We start from the raw sequence: 22,542 nt of genomic DNA on the forward strand, positions 1-22,542 counted from the left end.
TTCGCCGAATGCAGACTGAAGCCGGACAGCCAGCAAATGGCTCCGCCACGAGAAGACTCCCGAATACCCGTCATCATTGGCCGAGGAGAATGATGATGGGTATTCCAAATGTGACCCGGCAGACCAACCAGATCGCGATGCTAGTCCACCAGTCCGACATCGCCTTCAGCTCGCAGCCGATCTCGTACGAGGCGAAAAGATCGAATATGCTGGCTTGGACGGTGCGTTCTTGGCGCATTGTCGGCTCCGGCGGTGGCATGATCCGGGATACCCGAAACCGCCGTGCCTTGCCCGCGAAATTGCGATTGATCAAACAGAATCAAAGACTTGTTGTTTATGAATGGAAACTAATCCAGGCTGACCTGCTGGCATTATCGGAAAAACACCGCCACCCACGGCTGAATCGGATCACACTTGACGCTATATGCCTCGTGTTTGGGTGAGATACAGAGATTTCCAGCGCGAGATGGATATATTCGCTGCAGCATCCAGAAACTGGCACCCGTAATACCGTGAGTGGCGCCGGAGGTGGATAAATTGCCATTCCGCGGATGAAGCCAAGCGGATTGATGTCACCGTTGAACCGGTTGAGACCGGATCGATCATTCATCTAGCCGACGCATCATGATCACCTCCTCAACCTCCTTGCCGTCATCAAGAAAGCCGCTGGGGATCCGGCCAACTTCGGCAAATCCTTGCCGTTGATAGAAGCGCAGTGCCGCCGGGCTCTCGATGCTGGCCGCCAGTTCAAGCTGCTGAACACCGACGCTTCTTGCATAATCCGCAACCGCGTCCAGGAGGTTTTCTGCGATCCCTGTCCCACGTTGACACTTGCGCACATAGACGCTGATGAGGGTAGCGCGATGCGCCATTTTGCCCAGGCGCTGATGCAACAGCCCCATAATGCCGACGGGCCGATCATTTTCGAACGCGACGAAAACCGGATTGTTCAGCCGTTAACGCCATTCCTCGTCGGAAAGATGGACCCAATCCTCATATCTGCTCGCAAATGAGGATGCCTCACGGGAAAGCGCTTCAAGGCGTATGCTGCGGAAAATGTCAATTTCATCCGTTGAGAGGCGTCTGATCAAGATTTCCTGCCTTATTGCTGACACATACACCTCCGATCGGTCCCCTTAGAACCATGACTGGCAAGAATGGTGGGACTATCGCCTTCATGATCAATGGTGGACTATCGCCTTCATGATCGGTGCGAAGCGAGCTTCTATGAGAGCTGCGCCCATCGCCATTCGGGCGATTGAGTATGAATGGCACCGTTTGCGATGCAGGTGGAAAGCTCTGCCCAGATGGGATCGGTCGTGAAGCTGGCGAGATCCCCGCATGCCTGCACCAATGGCTGCTCATCGTAGTCCGGCAGTAGATCCTGGACGCTTCCACGCGTTTCGATCTCCAGGAGAGGAAACCCGTCGCCCGGCCTCACAACGCGGTGCCCCCATAATCCGGGACGGATATCAGCATCGAGAGCACCTAACAGGTCACGTTCGTTCGATTTTTCCAGTGCGGTAGCAACAATATAGCGCATGAGGGGATAATAGATTATCTGTCGGCTGCCGCCGAGAACCCGCACCCCCGGCAGGATGGACGTTACCAGAAATGTCGTGAGCAGGCTGGGAACTATTTTTCGTTGGCGAAGCGCGGCAGCGATGTTTTGCGGTGCAAACTGGATTGCAAATCGTGATCCAACTCCACCCGAAAGAACTTTGTCTCGCAATCGCAAGGGAAAGATTTTTCCGTCCGCCAGCCCCCAGAAGAGATCAGTCGTGCGGCGAATCCATCCCGACCACGGACCGGCGTTGAGACCATCGATTCCCTCCAAAATAGAGCGAGCAAACAAACCATTGTCGAAAAAACGCCCCGAAAGCCATGATCCTGGGTCCTCAAGATGGTCGGCTACGAGATCAGCGATATCGATATCGTCAAGTTGAAGAAGCCGAACCGCCGACGGAAATGCTTTCTCCCATATCGCCTGGTTGCCGGCCTTGATTGCGTTCGCTGCCGATGAGAATCCGGTGGTCGGCAGGATTGCCTTGAGCTTGGCGGCGGTCGCGTTCGCGGACGCCCCCTTCTTTCGTCCCGACAGCACGAAGCGATAGGGGCAATTGAACCCGCAAATATTGTAGGAATCCATCCGGCTGCGGGGAACTCCGAAGACATTGACCGCTTCACCCTCGAGGTGAAGCCAGCCGGGTCCCTTTTTTGGTTTTTCTATGAATTTCACAGTCGAGGCACTGTAACAAATATGCCACCGGAGCCCATGCGCGCCAAGTCCGAGCAGACTGAACAGATGTGTGTAAAAGGCATCCGGCTCGATAAGCAGATGGCAATGCGGCCCGCTTTGAATGATCGGGCAGGCGGCCAATTGATTTGCTGCCTGGCGTGCCTCCAGTGGGTCAGCTCCCGATCCAAGGGCAACTCGTTCTACACATTTCTGCAGAAAGGACATGGCCTGGTCGCGATGGGCGCATCCAGTTCGGCGGTCATCGACATCATAGGCCGCCCATGCATAATCCTTGAGCGGGCGGCGCCAGAACCCATCCAGATGCGGCATGAGATATGACAAGGTGTTTCTGAGGTCGGCTATGGTGTGATAGCCGTGTTCGTTATCTGTTCCCACATCCGCTTGATGGCTGACCATTAGCTCGTTCCTCCATGCCTGCATCTGAGTGCCGCAATGGTTCGAGGTCGTCATTCAGGTTTCGGTGCGGCCGATCGTGGCGCTCGCCATGTCCAGTCTGCCGGCCCGGGGGGCATTCCCTCGCGTGCGAAAATGCGCGGCAGGAGCTCATAACAATACTCCGGAGGTATAGCTGGCTTCACCATGGAAGTGATGAAATCGCGTAACGAGGCAAACGAATTGGAGGAAACGATCGTATAAAAATTCCCGCTGTTCCATGTGATGGCGGAGTAGTCGAAACACGTGCCGAGGGCGGAAATGGAGCTCTCCAGATCGACCTGAAAATTTGCCATAGTGTCGAGAACGTCGCGTTTTTTTGCGTCGATCTGCGACTGCGAAAAGTACCGTGACTTGAATTCTTCGTCCTTTTGGCGTTCGCGAGCGAAGTAGGTTTTGGTGTCCGGGTGCATGAGCTTTTGAATTTGCACCAGCAGGCCGCCGGCCCGAACTCGCGGTGCTATGACAGAGAGCTGTTCTTCCCGGTCGCGACCGTACATTTGGAAAGTTGTGTCCTCCAGCACCAGATCATATCCATCCCGGAACGGTCGAAGATTTTCATCGGTCGCATAGCGTTCGTCGTCCAGTTCGAAGAATGGACCATGATGGAAATGCGCGTCCTCGCTTCCTCGTCGTGCGAAAAAGCAGGCACGATTACCGGCAGTCGGGCTGCAGTTCAGGGTCTTGAGCCTGCCATCGCCAAGTCTTGCCAACGCTCTTGCGAGAGTGCCTGCACCTGCTCCCAAGGTGTAGATCGTTGCGGCTTGCCCGCTAAATCCCCACGCGGAGAGGCCAAACAAGAGTATTGCTGCGGCCAGGCGGCATTCTTCTTCGAGCCGGTAGGGAATGCTTGCAAAATAGTGGTTGTCAAAATGGCCCCACAAACGCCGGTGAGTATCCCAGAACGTCATGCAATCGATATCGAACTCCAGCAGACTCATGTCAGGCTCTGGTCTTATCCGGCATGCTTAGCCGGTTGAAAGGCAACACGGGCTCTCCAGCGGCCAGCCCCATCGGCTTTAGATCCCATGACGAGTGAATAGCGGACGGAACTCCGGCAGACCTCTGGCAAGATTCGGCTTAGCGGGTGTTTTGACTGCCCGGAATGGGCCTTTGCGCTTCAGATGTGGGGGAGTGGAGCCGCATCATGTCCACTGCCAATGCCTTGGCCCCGGTCCACCGGCGCGCCGCGCATCGAGGCTGCCTCAGTACAGATAAGGGAGCCCCGGGCTTTCCTGCCGGCGGTGAACATGATCGAACGCGCGGGCTGGAAGCGCATGTTATTGCCCATACTCGCCGAGATTGGCCTGCTCTCGGATCTCGGTTCGGAAAGCCGAAAACCCTCGATGCACCGGCGGAGGCTGATCCGGCGGTAGGAGGCAACGCAATTCGGGAGCAATCGCGGCGGTTCGCGAAAGCGGTTCTGCCGAAGACAGCGGCACAATCCCAGTCAGGCGGGCCGCAAAATCCGTCGCATCGTGATGACCCGACTGTGCACGAGCCAGTATTCGAAAACTGCGACTATGTCTCCGATGCCCGCTGGCTTGTGCTTGCGCCGGATTGCAATCTCTCGACTATTTGCGGATTGAACTCGTATTGCCACGCCGTTCCACGTCCTACCGAATTTTTCACGATCGATTCCTGCAGAATGCCACGTGCAACGAGTGGATCAATCGATTCCTTCACTGTGTTGCGCGTCAGCCCCGTCATTTCCTTGATGTTGGCGAGGGTCAGCTTCTCGCCCTTCTGGTGCATCATATAAAGCAACGTCATCATGCCGATCTGCTTCAACCGCGACTGCGGCGTCTCCCCCTCCAAAGGATTATCAAAAACCTCTTGCAGGGCGGTGGCCGAAAACCGCTGGTCCTGCCATCGTGCGTCGAGTGCCCTTGTCATCGTTTAAACTATGAGATATTTGATAGTATAACGAGTCGCAATCTCGCGCGCCAACTGGGTGGTCCGGGCTGCGCCTCGACTATGAAGGGAAGGGGTCATGAAAATCTCTCTCGCAAAGGCGTTCGTCGCTGCAGCCAGTCTAGCGTCTTTCTCTCTCGTTTTCGACAGTAAAGCGCGAGCCGACGGGTGGGGATGCCAGGTTATCCTATGCCTTTCCAACCCCGGCGGTCCCACGCAACATGCCGAATGCCGACCGCCGATCCGCAAGCTGTGGGACCGACTTGCCAAGGGCCGGTCAATCCCGTCTTGCAGCGGGGCCGGTTTTCATAGCTCGCGGCCCGGCTACGATCCGTACTCCTGCAACGAAGGCTACAAGCTGATCGGCTCCTTCGGGGCAGGCGGGCGCCATGCGACATGCGTCTCGACGTCCTTCCAGCCGGTGGGCAATCGCTTCTGCTCATCGGGACGCGACAACCACGCCGGTAAACGCGGCTCCGTCCTTTCGCCGCGCTGGCGACGGGTAGGCGGCCGTTTCCAATGCATGGCCCAAATCATCACCCGACCGAACCTACGCCGGCGGCCGCATTACATCGATGTGACCATTGAGGGCGTCGGCAAGCAACGGGTTTGGTACTGACCGATGCCCGTTGCCTTCGTTGATCTTGCGCAGATCTGCGCACCCCTGATCGCCGTCGAAACACTCGCCGGCGTTGTCAGCTTGGAAAGCCGGTTCGAGCCATTCGCCATCCGGGTCAACAGCGGCGCCCCGCTGTCGCAGCAGCCCACGACCAGGGTGGAAGCGATCGAGATCGCCACGTCGCTAGCGGCCGGGCAGCAGGACATCCAGCTCGGTCTCGGCGGCATCGGCATGGCAGAACTCCGGACGCTGAAGCTCTCGATCTCCGAGGCCTTCGACCCGTGCCTCAACCTTCACGGCACCGCGACATTGCTCGACGGATATTACCGGCTCGCGGTGAAGGCCGGCGCAGATCCTAAGCGGGCCGAACAATTGATGCTTCAGTCCTACCATGGGCGGGATCCCTCCGTCGGCGCCATGGTCAAGTATGACGCACAGGTCCGGCGTGAAATCAAACGGCTGGGTCAAACCCTCGCAACGCTGACGATCGGCGATGGCGGGCAGGGGAGGCGTGTCACCAAACAGAACGCCCCCGATGTGGATGTCGAAGCGGCAGGGCACGACCAGCCTGTAAAACAGAGTGCGGCCACGCCGTCCTGGGATGTCTTCAGTTCGCGAAGACGCTCCTCCGTCCTCGTCTTTCAGAACAGTCAATTGGAGCAAAGTAAATGACCTTCAGTTTCCGTATTCGCAAGATAGCCGCTTTCGCTGTGATGGCGGTTGCCATCATCGCGACCCTCGCCGAGCCGGCGTTCGCCCAGGCTGCCGGCATCGAGACCGTGCTGCAGAACATTGTCGACATGCTGACTGGCAATATCGCCAAACTGCTGGCCGTCATCGCGGTAATCGTGATCTGCATCGCCTGGATGTTCGGTTACATGGACCTCAGAAGGGCAGGGTTCTGGATCATCGGCATCGGCGGCATTTTCGGCGCCACCGAACTCGTGAATACCATCGTGGGAAGCTGACAGGATGGCGAACGCAAGACCGGAGCTCGAGGACAACACGCTGTTCATTGCCTGCACCCGGCCGGCGATGATCGCCGGCGTGACGATGGAAGCCATGGGCCTGAATATCATGCTCACGACCATTCTTTACATCCTTGCCGGCTCGATCGCCTACGCCCTCGTTGGCGTCGTCTTCCATCTGGTGTTCCGTGCGCCGTCAAGCACGACCACAACATGTTTCGCATCCTGCTTGCCTGGGTGGCGACACGTGGCCGATCTCGCAACACGGCCTATTGGGGCGGGGCGACGCTCTCGCCGCTGGGGCTTGCCCGGCGTTATGACGAAAAGGACCTCGGATTTGCCTAGTCTCGCCACGCTCAGGTCTCGCGAGCTTGGCCCGGAGACCTTCATTCCCTACGTTCGCCACGTCGACGCGTCGACGATCGCGCTCGATTCCCGAGCGCTGATGGTGATGGTTGCCCTTGAGGGCGTCTCCTTTGAGACCGCGGATGTTTTCGACCTGAACATGCTTCACCGTGATCTCAATACGCTCTACCGCAACATCGCCGACGAACGGCTTGCCTTGTGGACCCATCTCATCCGCCGTCGCGATAACTGCTATCCGGAAGGCACGTTCACCACGCCGTTTTCCGCCGCGCTCAACGACAAGTATCGCGCGCGCATGGTGGGCGAGGATCTGTTTCGCAACGACCTCTATCTGACGATCCTGTGGTCGCCGGCCCGCGATCCGGCGGACAAGGCGGCGAGGCTGTTGTCGCGCCTGCGTCAGGCTCGTCGCGCAGGTGCCGAACTGGACGAGGAGGCCCTTAAGCAGCTTCGCGACAAGGTCATCGATGTCACGGCGGCGTTGAAGCGGTTCGACCCGCGCGTGCTGTCCTTCTACGAGCACGATGGTTTGCTGTTCTCGGAATCGAATGAGGTCCTGCATCAGATCGTCGGCGGCCGACGGGAGCCCATTCCGCTGACTGACGGGCGCATCGCATCGGCGATCTACTCCGATCGCGTCATCGTCGGCCGCGAGACGATAGAGATACGGCACGAGGCGACAAGCCGCTTTGCCGGCATGCTGAGTTTCAAGGAATATCCGGCGCGCACCAGTACCGGCATGCTGGACGGTGTGCTCACCAGCCCCTTCGAACTGATCCTGGCCCAATCCTTCTCCTTCGTCTCAAAGGCCGACGCGCGTACCATCATGGGCCGTAAACAGAACCAGATGGTGAGCATTGGCGACAAGGCCGCCTCGCAGATCGAAGAACTGGACGATGCGATGGACGATCTGGAGTCCAATCGTTTTGTCCTGGGCGAGCATCATCTTTCGCTATCCGTCTTCGCCCCCTCGGTGAAGGAACTGACGGACAATCTTGCCAAGGCGAGAGCCAGCCTGACCGGTGGCGGCGCTGTGGTTGCGCGCGAGGATCTTGGCCTCGAGGCGGCCTGGTGGGCGCAGCTTCCGGGCAACTTTCGGTATCGCGCACGCTCCGGGGCGATTACGTCGCGGAATTTCGCCGGGTTATCGCCCTTCCACTCCTATCCGCTCGGCCAGAAGGATGGCAACGAATGGGGTCCCGCCGTCGCGCTGCTCAAGACGGCGTCGGGAGCACCGTACTATTTCAATTTCCATTATGGCGATCTCGGCAACACATTCGTCTGCGGACCCTCGGGCGCCGGCAAGACGGTACTGCTCAACTTCATGCTGTCGCAGCTCGAAAAGCACGATCCGCATGTGGTGTTCTTCGACAAGGACAGGGGAGCCGATCTCTATGTGCGCGCCGCCGGCGGCACCTACCTTCCCCTTAAGAACGGTGTTCCGACCGGCTGCGCGCCGCTGAAGACCCTCGAACTCACGCCGGATAACAAGGTGTTCCTCACGCGCTGGATCGGCAAGCTTGTCGGCTCGGCGACGCGGGAACGGACCGTGACCGAACTTCGCGACATTGCCTCCGCCATCGATGGCCTGGCAGATCTGCCGGTGGAGCGTCGCACGATCGGCGCGCTTCGGACCTTCCTCAACAACACTGATCCGGAAGGTATCGCCGCAAGGCTGCGGCGTTGGGAGTGGGGAGGGCCGCTGGGCTGGGTCTTCGACAATGTCATCGAGGACATCGGCTTGGGTGGCAAGTTCGTCGGCTATGACATGACCGACTTCCTCGACAACGAGGAGATTCGCACGCCGCTGATGGCCTATCTCTTTCATCGCGTCGAGCAACTGATCGACGGCCGACGTATCATCATCGTCATCGACGAGTTCTGGAAGGCGCTCCAGGACGAAGGCTTTCGTGATCTTGCCCAGAACAAGCTCAAGACGATCCGCAAGCAGAACGGCCTCATGCTTTTCGCCACTCAGAGCCCGCGCGATGCGCTCGTTTCGCCGATCGCGCACACGATCATCGAGCAATGCCCGACGCAAATTTTTCTGCCGAACGCCCGCGGCAACCACGCCGACTATGTCGACGGCTTCAAGCTGACGGAGCGCGAATACGACCTGATCGCGTGCGAGCTCTCCGTCGAGAGCCGCCGGTTCGTGCTGAAGCAGGGCCATAACAGTGTTGTCGCCGAACTGAACCTCAATGGTTTCGATAACGAGCTCGCCATCCTCTCCGGCCGGACCGCCAATGTTGAACCTTGCGACGCGATCCGTGCGGAGGTCGGCGAGCGGCGGGAGGACTGGCTTCCCGCCTTCCAGCAACGAAGGAGTGCGAGCTGATGGCTTTCCATCGACGTCACGGTGCGGCAATCGCCGCGGCGCTCATCCTTTCCGCCGGCAGTGCGGCGGGACAAGGGATCCCGGTGATCGACCAGACGGCGATCGCCAAGCATATCGAGAGCATTGCGCAATTCAAGTCCCAGCTCGATGCCCTGCATCAGCAGATCGAGCAGGCGCAGCAGCTTTATGGTTCGTTGAATAGACTGACGGACATGGCCGATGTCGCGAGCGCCCTGAACGATCCGGCGATCCGCAAGGCGCTGCCGGCAAACTTCAATGCCATTGAAGAATTGTTCAAGGGCAATGCCACCGGCCTGTTCGGTGATTCCACGTCGAAATTCCGCGAAGGTAATACGACCTACCGGACCAGTGCTGACGACTTTTATGCGCAGGAGCTTTCCCGCATCCAGAATAGGAATGCCGGGCAGATGAGCCTTGGCGAGCAGATCTACGACGCAACCACAAAGCGCATCGATGGTATCGACCAGTTGCGGCAAAAGATCTCCACCGCTGGCGATGCCAAGGAAATCGCCGACCTTCAGGCGAGGCTTCAGGCCGAAACGGCTTTCCTCCAGAACGATGTCCTGCGCATGGAGGGGCTGCGCATGGTGCAGCAGGCGCAAACCCAGATCGACGAGCAGCGCAAGGCCGAGGATTGGCGCCGGCGCATGGACGCGATGGAGGAGGCGCTGCAATGAAGAGAAGCTTCCTACGCCTTACGATCTTCGGCCTGACTGCTTGCTCGCAGCAGGCGGAGCGGACCTACAGCGTGGACGAACTGACCGCCGACGAGTCACTGCTTGCCGGCATCATCGCCAAATGCCGTAACAATCCAGGCGAAGTTCGCAATGCACCGAACTGCAGGAACGCCGAAGCCGCCGACGGCAAGCTGCGGCTCCAGCGCATGCTTGATTCCCTGAGAGGCTGAGCCATGTACGAGGTATTCATCTTCGTCGACGAGCAGTTCAAGATCCCCCTGGAGACCTTCATCTCCGAGGGAACGAAGAACATGTCCGAGTGGGTCTCAGGCCCGTTGACGGCGGCTGTCACCCTCTACGTCGTACTCTACGGCTATCTCGTCCTTCGCGGTTCGATCCAGGAACCAATCCTCGATTTCGCCTACCGGGCGATCAAGCTCGCCATCATCGTGATGCTGGTAAAGAACGCCAGCGAGTATCAGACCTATGTCACGACCGTTTTCTTCGACGTCTTGCCGCGCGAGATTTCCCAGGCGTTGAACACCGGCACGGCGCCGAGCGCCTCGACTTTCGACAGTCTGCTCGACAAGGGGCACGCCTCGGCCACCCGCATCTGGTCCCGGGCATCGTGGCCTATCGATATCGTCACCGGCCTGGGGGGAGTATTGGTCATCTTCGCAAGCTTTATCGTGGCGGCGATCGGCTATATTGTTTCCCTCTATGCCCGGCTGGCACTTGCCATCGTGTTGGCGATCGGCCCGATCTTTATAGCGCTCGCCATGTTTCACGCCACACGGCGCTTCACGGAAGCGTGGATCGGGCAGCTTGCCAATTTTGTAATTCTCCAGGTTCTTGTCGCCGCCGTCGGCTCGCTGCTGATAACCTGCATCGACGCTACCTTCACGGTTATCGAGGGATATACCGACGTATTGATGCGCCCGACAGCGCTGGGCGCCATCTGTCTAGCGGCCCTTTACGTCTTTTATCAGCTTCCCGGCATCGCCTCGGCGCTCTCGGCCGGCGGCGCTTCGCTCGCTTTCGGATACGGCGCAACACGAGATGCCCACGAGGGTGCGCTCGCCCGGGCTGCCTCACGCGGTTTCCGGGCCGCCGGGCGTGGGTTTCGTGCCGTGGGGCGGACGTTCAGATCCAGAGACGCCGGCTCATGACCGTCCGCGCGAACAAGAAAAAGGCATTCCCCGGAATGATCAAAACTTTTTCGCTGCTTTGGGTGGCGGCCTTAACCGGCTGCGCATCGCTTACCTATCCGCTACCCAAATGCGATGGCTATTCGCGCAGACCGCTCAATCGCTCAATGTGGCAATGGGAGGCCAACAGCAACCTTACCCAGAAGCATTCGGATAAGCGGTCCATGACCTCTCGGCACGCGGCCACACGCTATGTAGAGGTAAGCAGCGATTCGCCGGTTTTCGCTCATCTCGACATCGATGCCTCCTACCGTCGTTGTGCGGGATAGCGTCATGGTGACGACGGACGATCTCAAGAGCTATTTCGAGAAGGCGCGGCGTTTCGATCAGGACCGTATGGCTCAAGTGGAACGGTCGAACCGCATCGCCTGGACAATTGCCATTGCCGCCAGCATCATCGCCGGCGCCTCGATTCTTGCGGTCGCCGGTCTCACGCCGCTGAAGACGGTGGAGCCATTTGTCGTGCGGGTCGACAAGTCGACCGGCATCGTCGACGTCGTCTCCGCGCTGACGTCGACGGTGGGGACCTACGACGAGGCCGTCACCAAATACTTCGCGGCCAGATATGTCCGCGCTCGCGAGGGTTATGTCTGGAGCGAGGCGGAGGAGAACTTCCGCACGGTCGCGCTTTTGTCGACCCAGCCGGAGCAAGCGCGGTTTTCGGCGCTCTATCGCGGCAGCAATCCGGAATCGCCGCAGAACACCTTTGGGCGCAGCGCGACGGTGCGCATCAGCATCGCCTCGATCTCGCTGATAAACCCGCACGTCGTCTCCGTCCGTTACATGCGGACGATTACCCGCGGCGAGGAGGTCCGTACGACGCATTGGGTGGCGATGCTCACCTTCGCTTACGTGAACGCGCCGATATCGTCGACCGACAGGCTTGTGAACCCCCTTGGTTTTGCGGTTAGCGAATACCGGGCCGATCCGGAGGCGATCAATTGATGCGGACCGGTGCAATCGTCGCTCTTCTTCTTGTCGGCTGGACCTCTATGGTGCTCGCCCTCGAAATCCCGCGGGGTGCTTCGCAGGACAGCCGCGTGCGCTTTGTCGATTACCAGCCCTACAACATCACCCGCATCATCGGGTCGCTGCGTTCCTCCGTGCAGGTCGAATTCGCGGCCGACGAAGAGATCGCCCGTGTCGCGCTCGGCAACAGTGTCGCTTGGGAGGTCGCGCCGGCCGGCAACATCCTGTTCCTGAAACCTCGGGAGAACCAGCCAGTCACCAATATTTCCGTCGTGACCACGCGCCGGGACGGATCGACACGCAGCTATCAGATGGAGCTGACGGTGCGCGATGGAACGGTGGAGGTTGGCCAGAACACCTACTTTTATGTGAAATATCGGTATCCGGCCGATGAAGCCGAACGCCGGCGACAGGCCGCTGCGGTGCGAGCCGTCGCGACGCAGGCAAAGGCAGCCGACAAGGTGCTGGCCCTTCATGAAGCCTATGGCCCTCGAAACTGGCGCTACTCGGCCCAGGGTTCGCAGGCGTTGGAGCCGCAGTCCGTCTACGATAACGGGAAGCTTACGACCTTTGCCTTCGTCGGCAATCAGGAAATGCCGGCCATTTATATGGAGAACTCGGACGGCACCGAGAGCCTGGTGCCCATGTCCGTCGATGGTAATCTGGTTCTCGTGCATGCGATTAGCCGGAAGTTCATCCTGCGCAGGGGTGGAGACGTTCTTTGCGTCTTCAGCGAGGCTTATGACCGCGTCGGCATCAACCCTGACACCAACACGACTTCACCCTCGGTCGAACGCGTCGTGCGGACCGATGGCGGCGCGGGACAATAGGAGGCTGCCATGGCTCCAGACGACGATAGCCGCATACCGGGCGAACGCGCTGAGACCGTTGCCGGCAGGCAGATCGACAACAACCCTGTGGTCAAGCGGGGCGGCGTTGCGCTGGCTGTCGTCGCTTTCGTCGCCTTTGCGCTCTGGTCGATGAGCGGCGAGAAGACGCCATTGGATGCGCCACGGCCCAAGCAGGTGGTCATTCGCCAGACGACGAACTTCGAGCCCGCCAAGGAAAAGGTGGAACCTGTCAAAGCCAGGCCGGAAGTGGAACTGCCAGCACCCGTCATAGCCGAGGAGGTGAGGGAGGAAGATCCTTTGCTCGACTCCGCGCGCCGGGCACCGGTCATGGCCTTTAGCAGCGGAAGGCAAAATATGACGTCGCAGCGCGCGCTCGAAGAACCCGCCACATCGACGGAAAGCGGTTTTCTGCCGCTCGATGGAAACATGATGGGTCAAAACACGGCCAACGCCGACGAACAGCGTTTTGACGGGATGCTGCGGCCGACCCGGCTTGAGGGATCGCGCGCCGGCATGCTTGGCAACAGGAATTTTATCGTCGCCACGGGCACCACGATACCCTGTGTCCTGGAAACGGCGATGGCGTCGGATCAACCCGGGTTCACGCGTTGCGTGATCAACCGGGATGTCCTGTCGGATAATGGCCGGGTGATCCTGATGGAAAAAGGTACCCAGGTCGTCGGCCAGTATCGCGGAGGCCTCCAGCGCGGGCAGAGGCGTCTGTTCGTCCTCTGGAACCGCGCGAAAACCCCGACCGGAGTTATCGTCACGCTCGCCTCGCCGGCGACGGATACGCTCGGTCGGGCCGGCGTCGACGGCAATGTCGATACCCATTGGTGGGAGCGTTTCGGCAGTGCGCTTCTCCTTTCCATTGTGGGAGACGCCACGAGTCACGCCAGCCGCCGCCTGCAGGACAGCGCCGTCGATGCGCAGAAAACCACAAGCGCAGGCCAGCAGGCCGCGGCGATCACGGTCGAGCAATCGATCAACATCCCACCAACGCTCAACAAACACCAGGGCGAGCTGGTCTCGATCTTCGTGGCGCGCGATCTCGATTTCTCAGGGGTCTACAGGCTCCGTATAACGGAGGCGAGGAACCGTGTCTTCGACCGTGCGGTGCTGGGCGACTTCGCGCCACCGTCGACGCTTGTGACCAAATAGGGCAGGGGCCATGACGGAAGGTGCCGATGCCGGGGTTGTCAGGGATCTGTTGGCGCCCCTGGCGTCGTTTCTTGAAGACGATTCCCTTTATGAAGTGGTTGTGAATCGGCCCGGACAAGTGCTGACCGAAGGCCCCGGCGGGTGGCGGACCCTTGACGCACCGGAACTGACATTCGAGAAGCTGATGCGCCTGGCTCGGGCCGTGGCAAGCTTTTCCCATCAATCGATCGATGAGACGCGTCCAATCCTGTCGGCGACGCTTCCTGGCGATGAGCGTATTCAGATCGTCATTCCGCCGGCGACGAGCAAGGGCACGGTCAGCATCACCATCCGAAAGCCTTCGTCCCTGACACTGAGTCTCGATGAGCTGGAGCGCGGTGGGCTCTTCGCTGACATAGTGCCCATTGGCGATGCGACCGCCGCGGACAGGGACCTCATCGATCTGCATCGGAATGGCGCTTATGCGCAGTTCCTGCGAAAGGCGGTGCTCGTGCGCAAGAATATCATAATTTCCGGCGCCACGGGGTCGGGCAAGACGACCCTTTCCAAGGCGCTTGTCTGCCATATTCCGGACGATGAGCGGATCATTTCGATCGAGGACACACCGGAGCTCATTATCCCGCAGCCGAACCATGTACGGCTTTTATACTCGAAGGGCGGGCAGGGACTTGCCAGGATCGGCGCCAAGGAACTTCTGGAATCCTGCCTGCGCATGCGTCCCGATCGCATCCTGCTGCAGGAGTTGCGCGACGGGACGGCATTCTACTATATCCGCAATGTGAATTCAGGGCATCCGGGCTCAATCACCACTGTGCACGCTGACTCCGCAAGACTCGCATTCGAGCAGTTGACGCTTCTTGTGAAGGAATCCGAGGGTGGGCAGGACCTGGAGCGTGACGATATTCGTCACCTGCTGAAAACGGCTGTTGACGTCGTCGTCCAATGCAAGCGTGTCGATGGGCAATTTCGCGTGACGGAAATTTATTTCGAGCCGAGTAACCGACGGATCTCTATGCGAGATCTGCCAATATCTGTGGAGGCTTGAAGGTCCGCTTCTGCAAATTCAAACCTCTAAGCTGCCGGTCAGTTGTCCGGCGCGATTCTGTCGGAAATCAATCTCCGCTTTACGTCTACGATCGCCGAGGCGTGAAAGGCACCAACTGGGTGGAAAGCGGTCAGACCGGCTCGTCCCAGAGCAGCCCTTAGCCGACTGGCTCGTCCGATTGCACATTGATAATGAAGTCGCGCATCAGTGCCGCGCATTCGTGATGGTGCGTTTCGAGCAGGAGATGTGTTGCGTCGTAAATATGCATGTCGATGCGGTCGAGCTCCCGCGCGTAGGCGAAAGCTTCATCAATCTCGTAATATGGATCGTGCCGACCCCAAAGCAGCAGCGCGGGTGGCTGGTGATCGCGATGATAGGCCGCATATTCGGAGAAGCGCTCCACGTGCGAGCTATAGTCTTCGAAGATGCGAAACTGAATCTCGACGCGTCCAGGCTGGCTCATTCGCTCCCAATCCAGATGCCAGCCATCCGGCGCAAAAAGAGGTATGAGGCGATCTGGAATGTCACCGACATAAGTATGTTTCACGCCCTCGGCGTTAAGCCATTCTGGCAGTTTCGCGCGGTTCCCGGGGGTGGGGTCCGCCCAATATGACCTGACCAAATCCCAGGCTGACCCAATGCCCTCCTCATGGGCGTTGCCATTTTGAATGATCAGTCCGAGTACGCGTTCAGGGTACTTCAGCGCCAGGGAATAGGCCACCGGCGAACCGAAATCGTGGACGTAGAGAAAGAACTGCTTCATCCCGATTTTGCGCGTCAGAGCGTCGATTGTTCGAGCCATGGCATCAAAGGTGTATTCGTATTCGTCGGGGGCTTCAGTAAAGCCGAAGCCTGGCAAGTCCGGCGCGATCACGTGAGCAATCTCGGCCAAAGGGCCGAGGACGTGGCGGAAGTAGGATGAGGAGCAAGGCTGGCCATGGAGAAGAAGCAGGCCCGGCGCGTCGCGCTGCCCTGCCTCACGATAGAAAAGATCAACTCCGTCCACGTTGATGGTGTGGTGTTTGGCTTTATTGACGGTGAGCATCGTACGTCCTGGACTGCTATCCGTATTCGGAACCCGGTTAAGGTAGCTATTGGGGTTGGTTTAAGATAACCACACAACACGTTTTATGTGGTAGGGGTTCCATGCCGGACAACGCCTGCACCGTTGGGTTCCGACACGGAGGCGCAATGAAAGGCCGTTGCGACGATTTCAACCGCGCGCCCATGAAAGCCTTTGGGAACTAAGGGAGGCATCGTTCTGGATTGTTGACGCACTTGCCGGCGCGCAGCAATGGTGTCGCTGGCGTGAGTGAGTGCGCTTCTGGAGCATGTTCAGGTTTTCCATTTTGATACGCGGGACATAGGCGGACAGATTCGTCGGAGAGACGGAATTGGAAGGTCAGCGCTCTATTCGTATCGATCTGAACATGGCTCTGGAAGGCCAGGTTGCTCGACATCTGTCGATCAAAGATGCGCTAACTCGTTAACGAAACCTTAATTGGGCGTCAACAGGAGTAGCCTCTCGGGTATTCAGTATTGGCTTCTGCCGCGGCTTCTGGGATCGATCACCGTCTTTCCCCGATAAATTTCACCCTTACGTGCGCTGCTCCGCCAAGGGCGGGCCTTTCGGAGTGGGATGTCGTACACTGGATCGTCGCGATCCAATATCGAGACGGAGTAGCCGGAAGTCGCTGAAGACTCACAAAGCGCACACACTTGCCGTCGGGGCCGACAATTCCAGCAGGTCCTTTTGGTGCCTTTTGCGCAGGTGTCGAGGCACTAATCCACATGCAGTTTAGGCCCGCATGGGCGCGGAGAGCTATTTGGAAAGGCTCCGGGATTCCATAGGATGAGAATAGGACAGCATCCACGCCGAGACGCTCATATTCCATGAACACTTCGGGGAACTGACACTCGATACAGATTGCACAACCGAAACGGTAGCCTTCGATCTCAAAGATGATCGGGTCTGTACCGGGCGTGTACCAGTCATTGATCTCGCTGTTGGATAGGTATCGCTTGTCGTATCTCGTCAGCAAATCACCTTCTGCCGAGATCACGTATAGGCTGTTATGGGGTCGGTCGGCTACGGAAAGCCTATGCACTCCGCCGACTACGGCGAATATGTTGAGTTCAGAGCAGACGGCGGCGATGCTACAAAGCTCGGCTTCCTGCATCTTCCAATCGAAGGACAGCCAGTCATCAGGATCGGCAATCTGAGCCTTAGAATATCCCGATAGAGCGCCCTCGCAGAAGGTGACCAGCCTCACGCCATCCTTGGCGGCATCCGACAGAACCTGCCGAATAGCGTTGCCGTTCGCACTTATGTCGCTCGATACAACGGTTTGGGCTGCAGCAATCTTCACGTTCGGCTTCCCAGACTAGGCGTCCATTGTCGCCGGTTATGAGGGACTTGAGAACTATAAATAATTGACTCATCTTTGTGGCACTTGCTCCATAATGCCGCATTATTGGGGTTCGGGAAATTGGGGCATACAGTTCGGATATCCACCGAGCCGAGGATCGTTCGCTCTATGCGGCGAAGGACTATCCGGACATTTCGAAGGCCTCAAAGCACTATGATCGTTCTCCCCACGCAACGGACGTTTTCAAGGAAAGGCGCGCAAAGCGGCGGATCCGAGTTCCTGGACGATGACGTCGGAGCCGGGCGACCGAAGCTCGACTTGCCCCATGCTGATCGTCATCGGCATGAAGGGGAAAAGTTACCTGGCTGATTTCCGCTTACGGCGAACCGGCTCGTGGCCGTAGTCGAGTATGCGGGGGAGGCTCAATGCCACGAGGGTGCAGATTGCGCCGGAAATCAGATAGCCGCCGATAAAGATGATGCCGAAGCTGCTGGCAAGCCCGAGTGCCACGAGTGGTGCGAAGGCGGCACCCACCAGCCATGCGAGATCGGAAGTGAGCGCGGCGCCCGTATAGCGGTAACGCTGATCGAAACGCGCGGCGGCTGCGCCCGACGCCTGGCCGAAGGAGAGGCCGAGGATGCCGAAGCCGATGATGATGAAGGCGTCCTGTTCCATGCTGCCGCCGTCGAGAAGGTAGGGGGCGGAAAACGAGAAGATGGCGATGATAAGCGCGCCGATCATCAACTGGCTGCGGCGGCCGATGCGGTCGGCGATCAGCCCGGAGAGCACGATGCCGACGATGCCGACGGCCGCGCCTACAACCTGCACCCAGAGAAATCGCGTAGCAGGCTGGCCGCCATGCAGTGTTACCCAGCTCAAGGGAAAGATCGTGACGAGATGGAACATCGCGAAGCTTGCCAGCGGGACGAATGCGCCGATCACCACATCGCTGGCATGCTTGCTCAGCATCTCGAAGATCGGGCGGGGCTCCAGTTCCTTGGCCTCCAGCGCGACACCGAATTCCGTGCTTCCGACGATGCGCAGCCTGGCGAACAGCGCCACTACGTTGATCGCAAAGGCGACAAAGAACGGGTAACGCCAGCCCCAGGAGAGGAAATCAGCTTCCGAGAGATTGGAAATGAAATACCAGAAGAGGATGCTCGCCAGCGCAAAGCCGATGGGCGCGCCGATCTGAGGGAGCATCGCATACCAGCCGCGCCGGTTCTTCGGGGCGTTGAGGTTGAGCAGCGATGACAGCCCGTCCCACGCGCCGCCAAGCGCGAAACCCTGCCCCAGCCGGAACAGCGCCAGCAGTGCCACCGCCCAATAACCGATCGTGTCGAATCCCGGCATGAAGGCAATCGAGGCGGTCGAGCCGCCAAGGAGGAAAAGTGCAATCGTGAGCTTCGTGCCACGCCCGTAATGGCGGTCGATCCACATGAAGACGAACGTGCCCACCGGTCGCGCCAGGAAAGCGAGCGAAAAAATCGCGAAGGACATCATCATGGCGATGGTCGGATCGGGCGCGAAGGGAAAGATCAGTTTCGGGAAGACGAGAACGCAACCGAGTCCGAAGACGAAGAAATCGAAAAACTCCGACAGGCGAGCGATCACCACACCTATTGCGATGCTGCCCGGCGAAATCTTGCCGTCGTTGATGCGGCGGGCATCCCGTTCGAGGTCCGAGGAGGTGGGCCCTGCCCCCGCGAGATTGGCGACCGTGCTCATGACTTCTCCTGCTGCTGCATCCACCGGTGGGTAATGTCGGACAAAGATCGTGAAAGATCAAGGAATCATCCGGCAAAAAGCCGTTGGCAAGACGGGATAAGTATCTAGCCAGGCGGAAATTCTGTGTTAACTTGCCAAATGTGTCGTTAGGTGAGAAGTTCTCTTTGATTTTACTATCATTTCTGCGATTCGCACTTCGAATCAAAATGACACCGGATTCAATATTGTCACTGCCATTCGATTCTGAATTTTTCGTGATCAGGCGTGGAATTCAAAATTAGGACACCGGCGGCAGATAGCGGGGACGGGTATCCAGTCGGTGACTCACCGGAGCCGGGTGGGTGCTGCGGTGCAATAAATTGCTGCAATGCGGCCAACCGCCTCATTCCGCAAGAGCGGCGTTGGCGCTACTGCGATCGAAACGAACAGAATACGAGCGCGCAAGATGTTCATGCACCCCAAAACCGTCGGACGATTGTTCGCTTTCGTCGTCCTGCCGCTGATGTCCGGCTGCAACATGGTCGTCATGTCCCCCTCCGGTGATATCGCCAGGCAGCAGGCGGACCTGATTCTTGTTTCGACGGCACTGATGCTGATCATCATCGTGCCGGTCATCTTCCTGACGCTGTTTTTCGCGTGGAAGTACCGCCAGTCCAACACCGAAGCGCACTATGATCCGGAATGGTCGCATTCGACCCGGCTCGAGGTCGTGATCTGGTCGGCCCCGCTCGCCATCATCATTGCGCTGGGCGCGATCACCTGGATGAGCACCCATAAGCTCGATCCCTACCGCCCGCTCGACCGCATTGGCGCCGACCGCCCGATCGCCGCGAATGTGAAGCCGCTTACGGTGGAAGTGGTGGCTCTCGACTGGAAATGGCTGTTCATCTATCCCGAATATGGCATTGCCAGCCTGAACGAGATGGCTGCGCCGCTCGACGTGCCGATCAATTTCAAGATCACCGCCTCCTCGGTGATGAATTCATTTTATATCCCGGCGCTTGCGGGCCAGATCTACGCCATGCCGGGCATGGAGACGAGACTGCACGCGGTCATCAACAAGCCGGGCGACTATGAAGGGCTTTCGACCAATTTCAGCGGCCGCGGCTTCTCGCATATGCGCTTCACCTTCAAGGGCCTGGACAAAACCGGTTTCGATGCCTGGGTCGCCTCTGTGCGGCAAAAGGGAACGAGCCTCACGCGGACCGCGTATCAGGAACTGGAACAACCCAGCGAGAAGGAACCGGTCCGTTATTATTCGGCGGTCGATGGCGGGCTCTACGATGCGATCCTCAACATGTGCGTCGATCCCTCGAAAATGTGCATGAAGGAAATGGCCATGATCGACGCCGGGGGCGGAGGCGGCAAGGAATCGGCAAACACCGTTCTCCGGCTGACCTATGACCGGGAGCGCAAATGGGGAGCCATCAATGGCCAGTCGCGTCCCTTCCTGCTTTCGCAATGCACACCGGAAGGTGCCGGCCCGGGAGGCAGCGTGGTTCTGCCCCCGCAAAGCCGCTCGTCTTTTCCATTCCTCGGCAAGGCCAAAAATGACGATCTGAGCCAGGTTTCGTCCGGCACGATCCTCCGATAATCAAGGTTTATGACAATGTTTTCAAACCCTGACCTTATGAAGTTCATCTTCGGCCGGTTGACCCTGGATTCGATTCCATATCATGAGCCGATTCTTGTCGCGACGTTCATCGGCGTCATGATCGGCGGCATCGCCGTTCTCGGTCTCATCACCTATTACCGGTTCTGGGGGGCGCTCTGGCGCGACTGGGTCACCAGCGTCGATCACAAGAAGATCGGCATCATGTATGTGATCCTCGCGATCATCATGCTGGTGCGTGGGTTCTCTGACGCCATCATGATGCGTATCCAGCAGGCAATCGCCTTCGGCGGCAACGAAGGCTACCTGCCGCCGCACCATTATGACCAGATTTTCACGGCCCATGGCGTGATCATGATCTTCTTCGTGGCGATGCCGTTCGTCACGGGCCTCATGAACTACGTCGTCCCGCTGCAGATCGGCGCGCGCGACGTTTCCTTCCCGTTCCTCAACAATTTTTCCTTCTGGATGACCACGGCGGGCGCGATCATCATCATGCTCTCGCTGTTCATCGGCGAGTTCGCCAAAACCGGCTGGCTGGCATATCCGCCGCTCTCCGGCATCGCCTACAGTCCGGATGTCGGGGTGGATTATTACATCTGGGGCCTGCAGGTGGCGGGCATCGGGACGACGCTTTCAGGCATCAACCTGATAGCGACGATCGTGAAGATGCGTGCGCCGGGCATGACCTTCATGAAGATGCCGGTCTTCACTTGGACGTCGCTGTGCACCAACGTGCTGATCGTCGCCTCGTTCCCGGTGTTGACCGCGGTGCTCGCACTGCTCGCCCTCGATCGTTACGTGGGCACGAACTTCTTCACGAACGACCTTGGCGGCAACCCGATGATGTACGTGAACCTCATCTGGATCTGGGGCCATCCGGAGGTGTACATCCTCATCCTGCCGGCTTTCGGGATTTTTTCCGAGGTGGTTTCAACCTTCTCCGGCAAGCGGTTGTTCGGCTACACCTCGATGATCTACGCCACCTGCGTGATCATGATCCTCTCCTATATCGTGTGGCTGCATCATTTCTTCACGATGGGCTCCGGCGCTTCGGTGAATGCCTTCTTCGGCATCACCACGATGATCATTTCGATCCCTACGGGCGCGAAGATGTTCAACTGGCTCTTCACCATGTATCGCGGCCGCATTCGCTTCGACGTGCCAATGCTGTGGACGGTCGGCTTCATGGTGACCTTCGTCATCGGCGGCATGACCGGTGTCATGCTCGCGATCCCGCCGGCTGATTTCGTGCTGCACAACTCGCTGTTCCTGATCGCCCATTTCCACAACGTCATCATCGGCGGCGTGCTGTTCGGAATGTTCGCGGGCCTGAACTACTGGTTCCCGAAGGCGTTTGGCTTCAAGCTGGACCCGTTCTGGGGTAAGGTGTCGTTCTGGTTCTGGCAGATCGGCTTCTTCGTCGCCTTCATGCCGCTTTACGTCCTCGGACTGATGGGTGTAACGCGCCGCGTGAGCCAGTTCGAAGATCCGTCGCTGCAGATCTGGTTCGTCATCGCCGCAATCGGCGCGGGCCTCATCGCGCTTGGCATCGCCGCATTCTTCGTTCAGCTTTTCGTCAGCATCCGCAATCGCGAGGCGCTGCGCGACCTGACGGGCGACCCGTGGGATGGGCGTACGCTGGAATGGTCGACGTCTTCGCCGCCGCCGGAGTATAATTTTGCCTTTACCCCGGTCGTTCACGATCTCGATTGCTGGTACGACATGAAGAAGCGTGGCTATAAACGCCCATTGGGAGGCTTCAGGCCGATCCACATGCCGAAGAATACCGGCACGGGCGCTATCCTCGCCGCAATCAGCATCGCTTTCGCCTTCGGAATGATTTGGCACATATGGTGGCTGGCGATCATTTCCTTCGTCGCGATGATCGCTGTCGCGATCGGCCATACCTTCAACTACAACCGGGACTATTACATCCCTGCCGAAACCGTGACCGCGACCGAGAACGCGCGCACCAGACTGCTCGCGGGACAGAACTGAAAC

General features: G+C 58.7%; 20 protein-coding genes and 3 pseudogenes. 16 read left to right on the top strand and 7 right to left on the bottom strand.

Annotation, left to right across the window (positions count from 1 at the left end; genetic code table 11):
* Positions 1-95: 95 nt before the first annotated feature.
* Positions 96-443 carry a hypothetical protein gene (locus tag DUT91_RS26190; protein WP_200834995.1) on the top strand — a complete coding sequence of 116 codons (348 nt, stop codon included), beginning with the start codon at positions 96-98 and terminating at the stop codon, positions 441-443.
* Between the two features lie 159 nt (positions 444-602).
* Here the strand turns inward: DUT91_RS26190 and DUT91_RS15160 are convergent.
* From DUT91_RS15160 to DUT91_RS15180, 4 genes and pseudogenes are all read right to left on the bottom strand, one after another.
* Positions 603-1,106, bottom strand: a pseudogene (locus tag DUT91_RS15160) (N-acetyltransferase family protein).
* 119 nt (positions 1,107-1,225) lie between these two features.
* Positions 1,226-2,464, bottom strand: coding sequence for a hypothetical protein (locus tag DUT91_RS15165; RefSeq protein ID WP_200834990.1), 1,239 nt, complete (start codon positions 2,462-2,464; stop codon positions 1,226-1,228).
* A 242-nt stretch (positions 2,465-2,706) separates the two neighbouring features.
* Positions 2,707-3,645: pseudogene (locus DUT91_RS15170) on the bottom strand (class I SAM-dependent methyltransferase); the annotation flags it as partial.
* Positions 3,646-4,213: 568 nt separating this feature from the next.
* Positions 4,214-4,588, bottom strand: coding sequence for a helix-turn-helix domain-containing protein (locus DUT91_RS15180; RefSeq protein WP_114441383.1), 375 nt, complete (start codon positions 4,586-4,588; stop codon positions 4,214-4,216).
* 97 nt (positions 4,589-4,685) lie between these two features.
* On the opposite strand from DUT91_RS15180, the gene DUT91_RS15185 reads away from it, so the two are divergent.
* The 13 genes and pseudogenes from DUT91_RS15185 to virB11 all read left to right on the top strand — a co-directional run bounded on the left by DUT91_RS15185 (position 4,686) and on the right by virB11 (position 14,829).
* Entirely contained in the window at positions 4,686-5,225 is a 540-nt protein-coding gene (locus tag DUT91_RS15185; RefSeq protein WP_114441384.1) for a hypothetical protein, read from the top strand.
* 3 nt (positions 5,226-5,228) lie between these two features.
* Positions 5,229-5,897: a lysozyme family protein gene (locus tag DUT91_RS15190; RefSeq protein ID WP_114441385.1), complete on the top strand. Its 669-nt coding sequence runs from the start codon at positions 5,229-5,231 to the stop codon at positions 5,895-5,897.
* Positions 5,894-6,193 (top strand): TrbC/VirB2 family protein, encoded by a 300-nt coding sequence (locus DUT91_RS15195; protein WP_114441386.1) that lies wholly within the window; start codon positions 5,894-5,896, stop codon positions 6,191-6,193. Before DUT91_RS15190 ends, DUT91_RS15195 begins: the two co-directional genes overlap by 4 nt.
* A gap of 4 nt (positions 6,194-6,197) precedes the next feature.
* A pseudogene (locus tag DUT91_RS15200) lies at positions 6,198-6,538 on the top strand (VirB3 family type IV secretion system protein).
* A complete protein-coding gene (locus DUT91_RS15205) occupies positions 6,531-8,897 on the top strand; it encodes a VirB4 family type IV secretion/conjugal transfer ATPase (protein WP_114441387.1) in 2,367 nt (788 codons plus the stop codon). Before DUT91_RS15200 ends, DUT91_RS15205 begins: the two are co-directional and overlap by 8 nt.
* Complete coding sequence (gene virB5, locus DUT91_RS15210; RefSeq protein ID WP_114441388.1) at positions 8,897-9,595, top strand: P-type DNA transfer protein VirB5; 699 nt, start codon at positions 8,897-8,899, stop codon at positions 9,593-9,595. Before DUT91_RS15205 ends, virB5 begins: the two co-directional genes overlap by 1 nt.
* On the top strand, positions 9,592-9,825 hold the full coding sequence (locus DUT91_RS15215; protein WP_114441389.1) for an EexN family lipoprotein: 234 nt from the start codon (positions 9,592-9,594) through the stop codon (positions 9,823-9,825). The genes virB5 and DUT91_RS15215 overlap by 4 nt, the downstream gene beginning before the upstream one ends.
* A 3-nt stretch (positions 9,826-9,828) precedes the next feature.
* Positions 9,829-10,764, top strand: coding sequence for a TrbL/VirB6 family protein (locus tag DUT91_RS15220; RefSeq protein WP_114441390.1), 936 nt, complete (start codon positions 9,829-9,831; stop codon positions 10,762-10,764).
* 35 nt (positions 10,765-10,799) lie between these two features.
* Positions 10,800-11,072: a hypothetical protein gene (locus DUT91_RS26580; RefSeq protein ID WP_114441601.1), complete on the top strand. Its 273-nt coding sequence runs from the start codon at positions 10,800-10,802 to the stop codon at positions 11,070-11,072.
* 4 nt (positions 11,073-11,076) lie between these two features.
* Positions 11,077-11,748: a VirB8 family type IV secretion system protein gene (locus DUT91_RS15230; protein ID WP_114441391.1), complete on the top strand. Its 672-nt coding sequence runs from the start codon at positions 11,077-11,079 to the stop codon at positions 11,746-11,748.
* Complete coding sequence (gene virB9, locus DUT91_RS15235; protein ID WP_114441392.1) at positions 11,748-12,602, top strand: P-type conjugative transfer protein VirB9; 855 nt, start codon at positions 11,748-11,750, stop codon at positions 12,600-12,602. Before DUT91_RS15230 ends, virB9 begins: the two co-directional genes overlap by 1 nt.
* 9 nt (positions 12,603-12,611) lie before the next feature.
* Positions 12,612-13,784: a type IV secretion system protein VirB10 gene (gene virB10 / locus DUT91_RS15240; protein WP_114441393.1), complete on the top strand. Its 1,173-nt coding sequence runs from the start codon at positions 12,612-12,614 to the stop codon at positions 13,782-13,784.
* A 10-nt stretch (positions 13,785-13,794) separates the two neighbouring features.
* A complete protein-coding gene (virB11, locus tag DUT91_RS15245) occupies positions 13,795-14,829 on the top strand; it encodes a P-type DNA transfer ATPase VirB11 (protein WP_114441394.1) in 1,035 nt (344 codons plus the stop codon).
* Between the two features lie 157 nt (positions 14,830-14,986).
* Here the strand turns inward: virB11 and DUT91_RS15250 are convergent, their stop codons facing one another.
* From DUT91_RS15250 to DUT91_RS15260, 3 genes are all read right to left on the bottom strand, one after another.
* A complete protein-coding gene (locus DUT91_RS15250) occupies positions 14,987-15,874 on the bottom strand; it encodes an alpha/beta fold hydrolase (protein ID WP_114441395.1) in 888 nt (295 codons plus the stop codon).
* A gap of 523 nt (positions 15,875-16,397) precedes the next feature.
* On the bottom strand, positions 16,398-17,198 hold the full coding sequence (locus tag DUT91_RS15255; RefSeq protein ID WP_245419740.1) for a carbon-nitrogen hydrolase family protein: 801 nt from the start codon (positions 17,196-17,198) through the stop codon (positions 16,398-16,400).
* Between the two features lie 357 nt (positions 17,199-17,555).
* The gene (locus DUT91_RS15260) at positions 17,556-18,926 is read right to left on the bottom strand and encodes an MFS transporter (protein WP_114441396.1); all 1,371 of its coding nucleotides are present in this window, start codon (positions 18,924-18,926) and stop codon (positions 17,556-17,558) included.
* A 445-nt stretch (positions 18,927-19,371) separates the two neighbouring features.
* Here DUT91_RS15260 and cyoA point away from each other — a divergent pair, with 445 nt between their 5' ends.
* Positions 19,372-20,520, top strand: a complete 1,149-nt coding sequence (gene cyoA / locus DUT91_RS15265) for a ubiquinol oxidase subunit II (RefSeq protein WP_425373805.1) — start codon at positions 19,372-19,374, stop codon at positions 20,518-20,520.
* Between the two features lie 15 nt (positions 20,521-20,535).
* Entirely contained in the window at positions 20,536-22,539 is a 2,004-nt protein-coding gene (cyoB, locus tag DUT91_RS15270; protein ID WP_114441397.1) for a cytochrome o ubiquinol oxidase subunit I, read from the top strand.
* Positions 22,540-22,542: the final 3 nt, after the last annotated feature.

The sequence above is a fragment of the Paramesorhizobium salinisoli genome (assembly GCF_003335045.1).
Taxonomy (GTDB): domain Bacteria; phylum Pseudomonadota; class Alphaproteobacteria; order Rhizobiales; family Rhizobiaceae; genus Paramesorhizobium; species Paramesorhizobium salinisoli.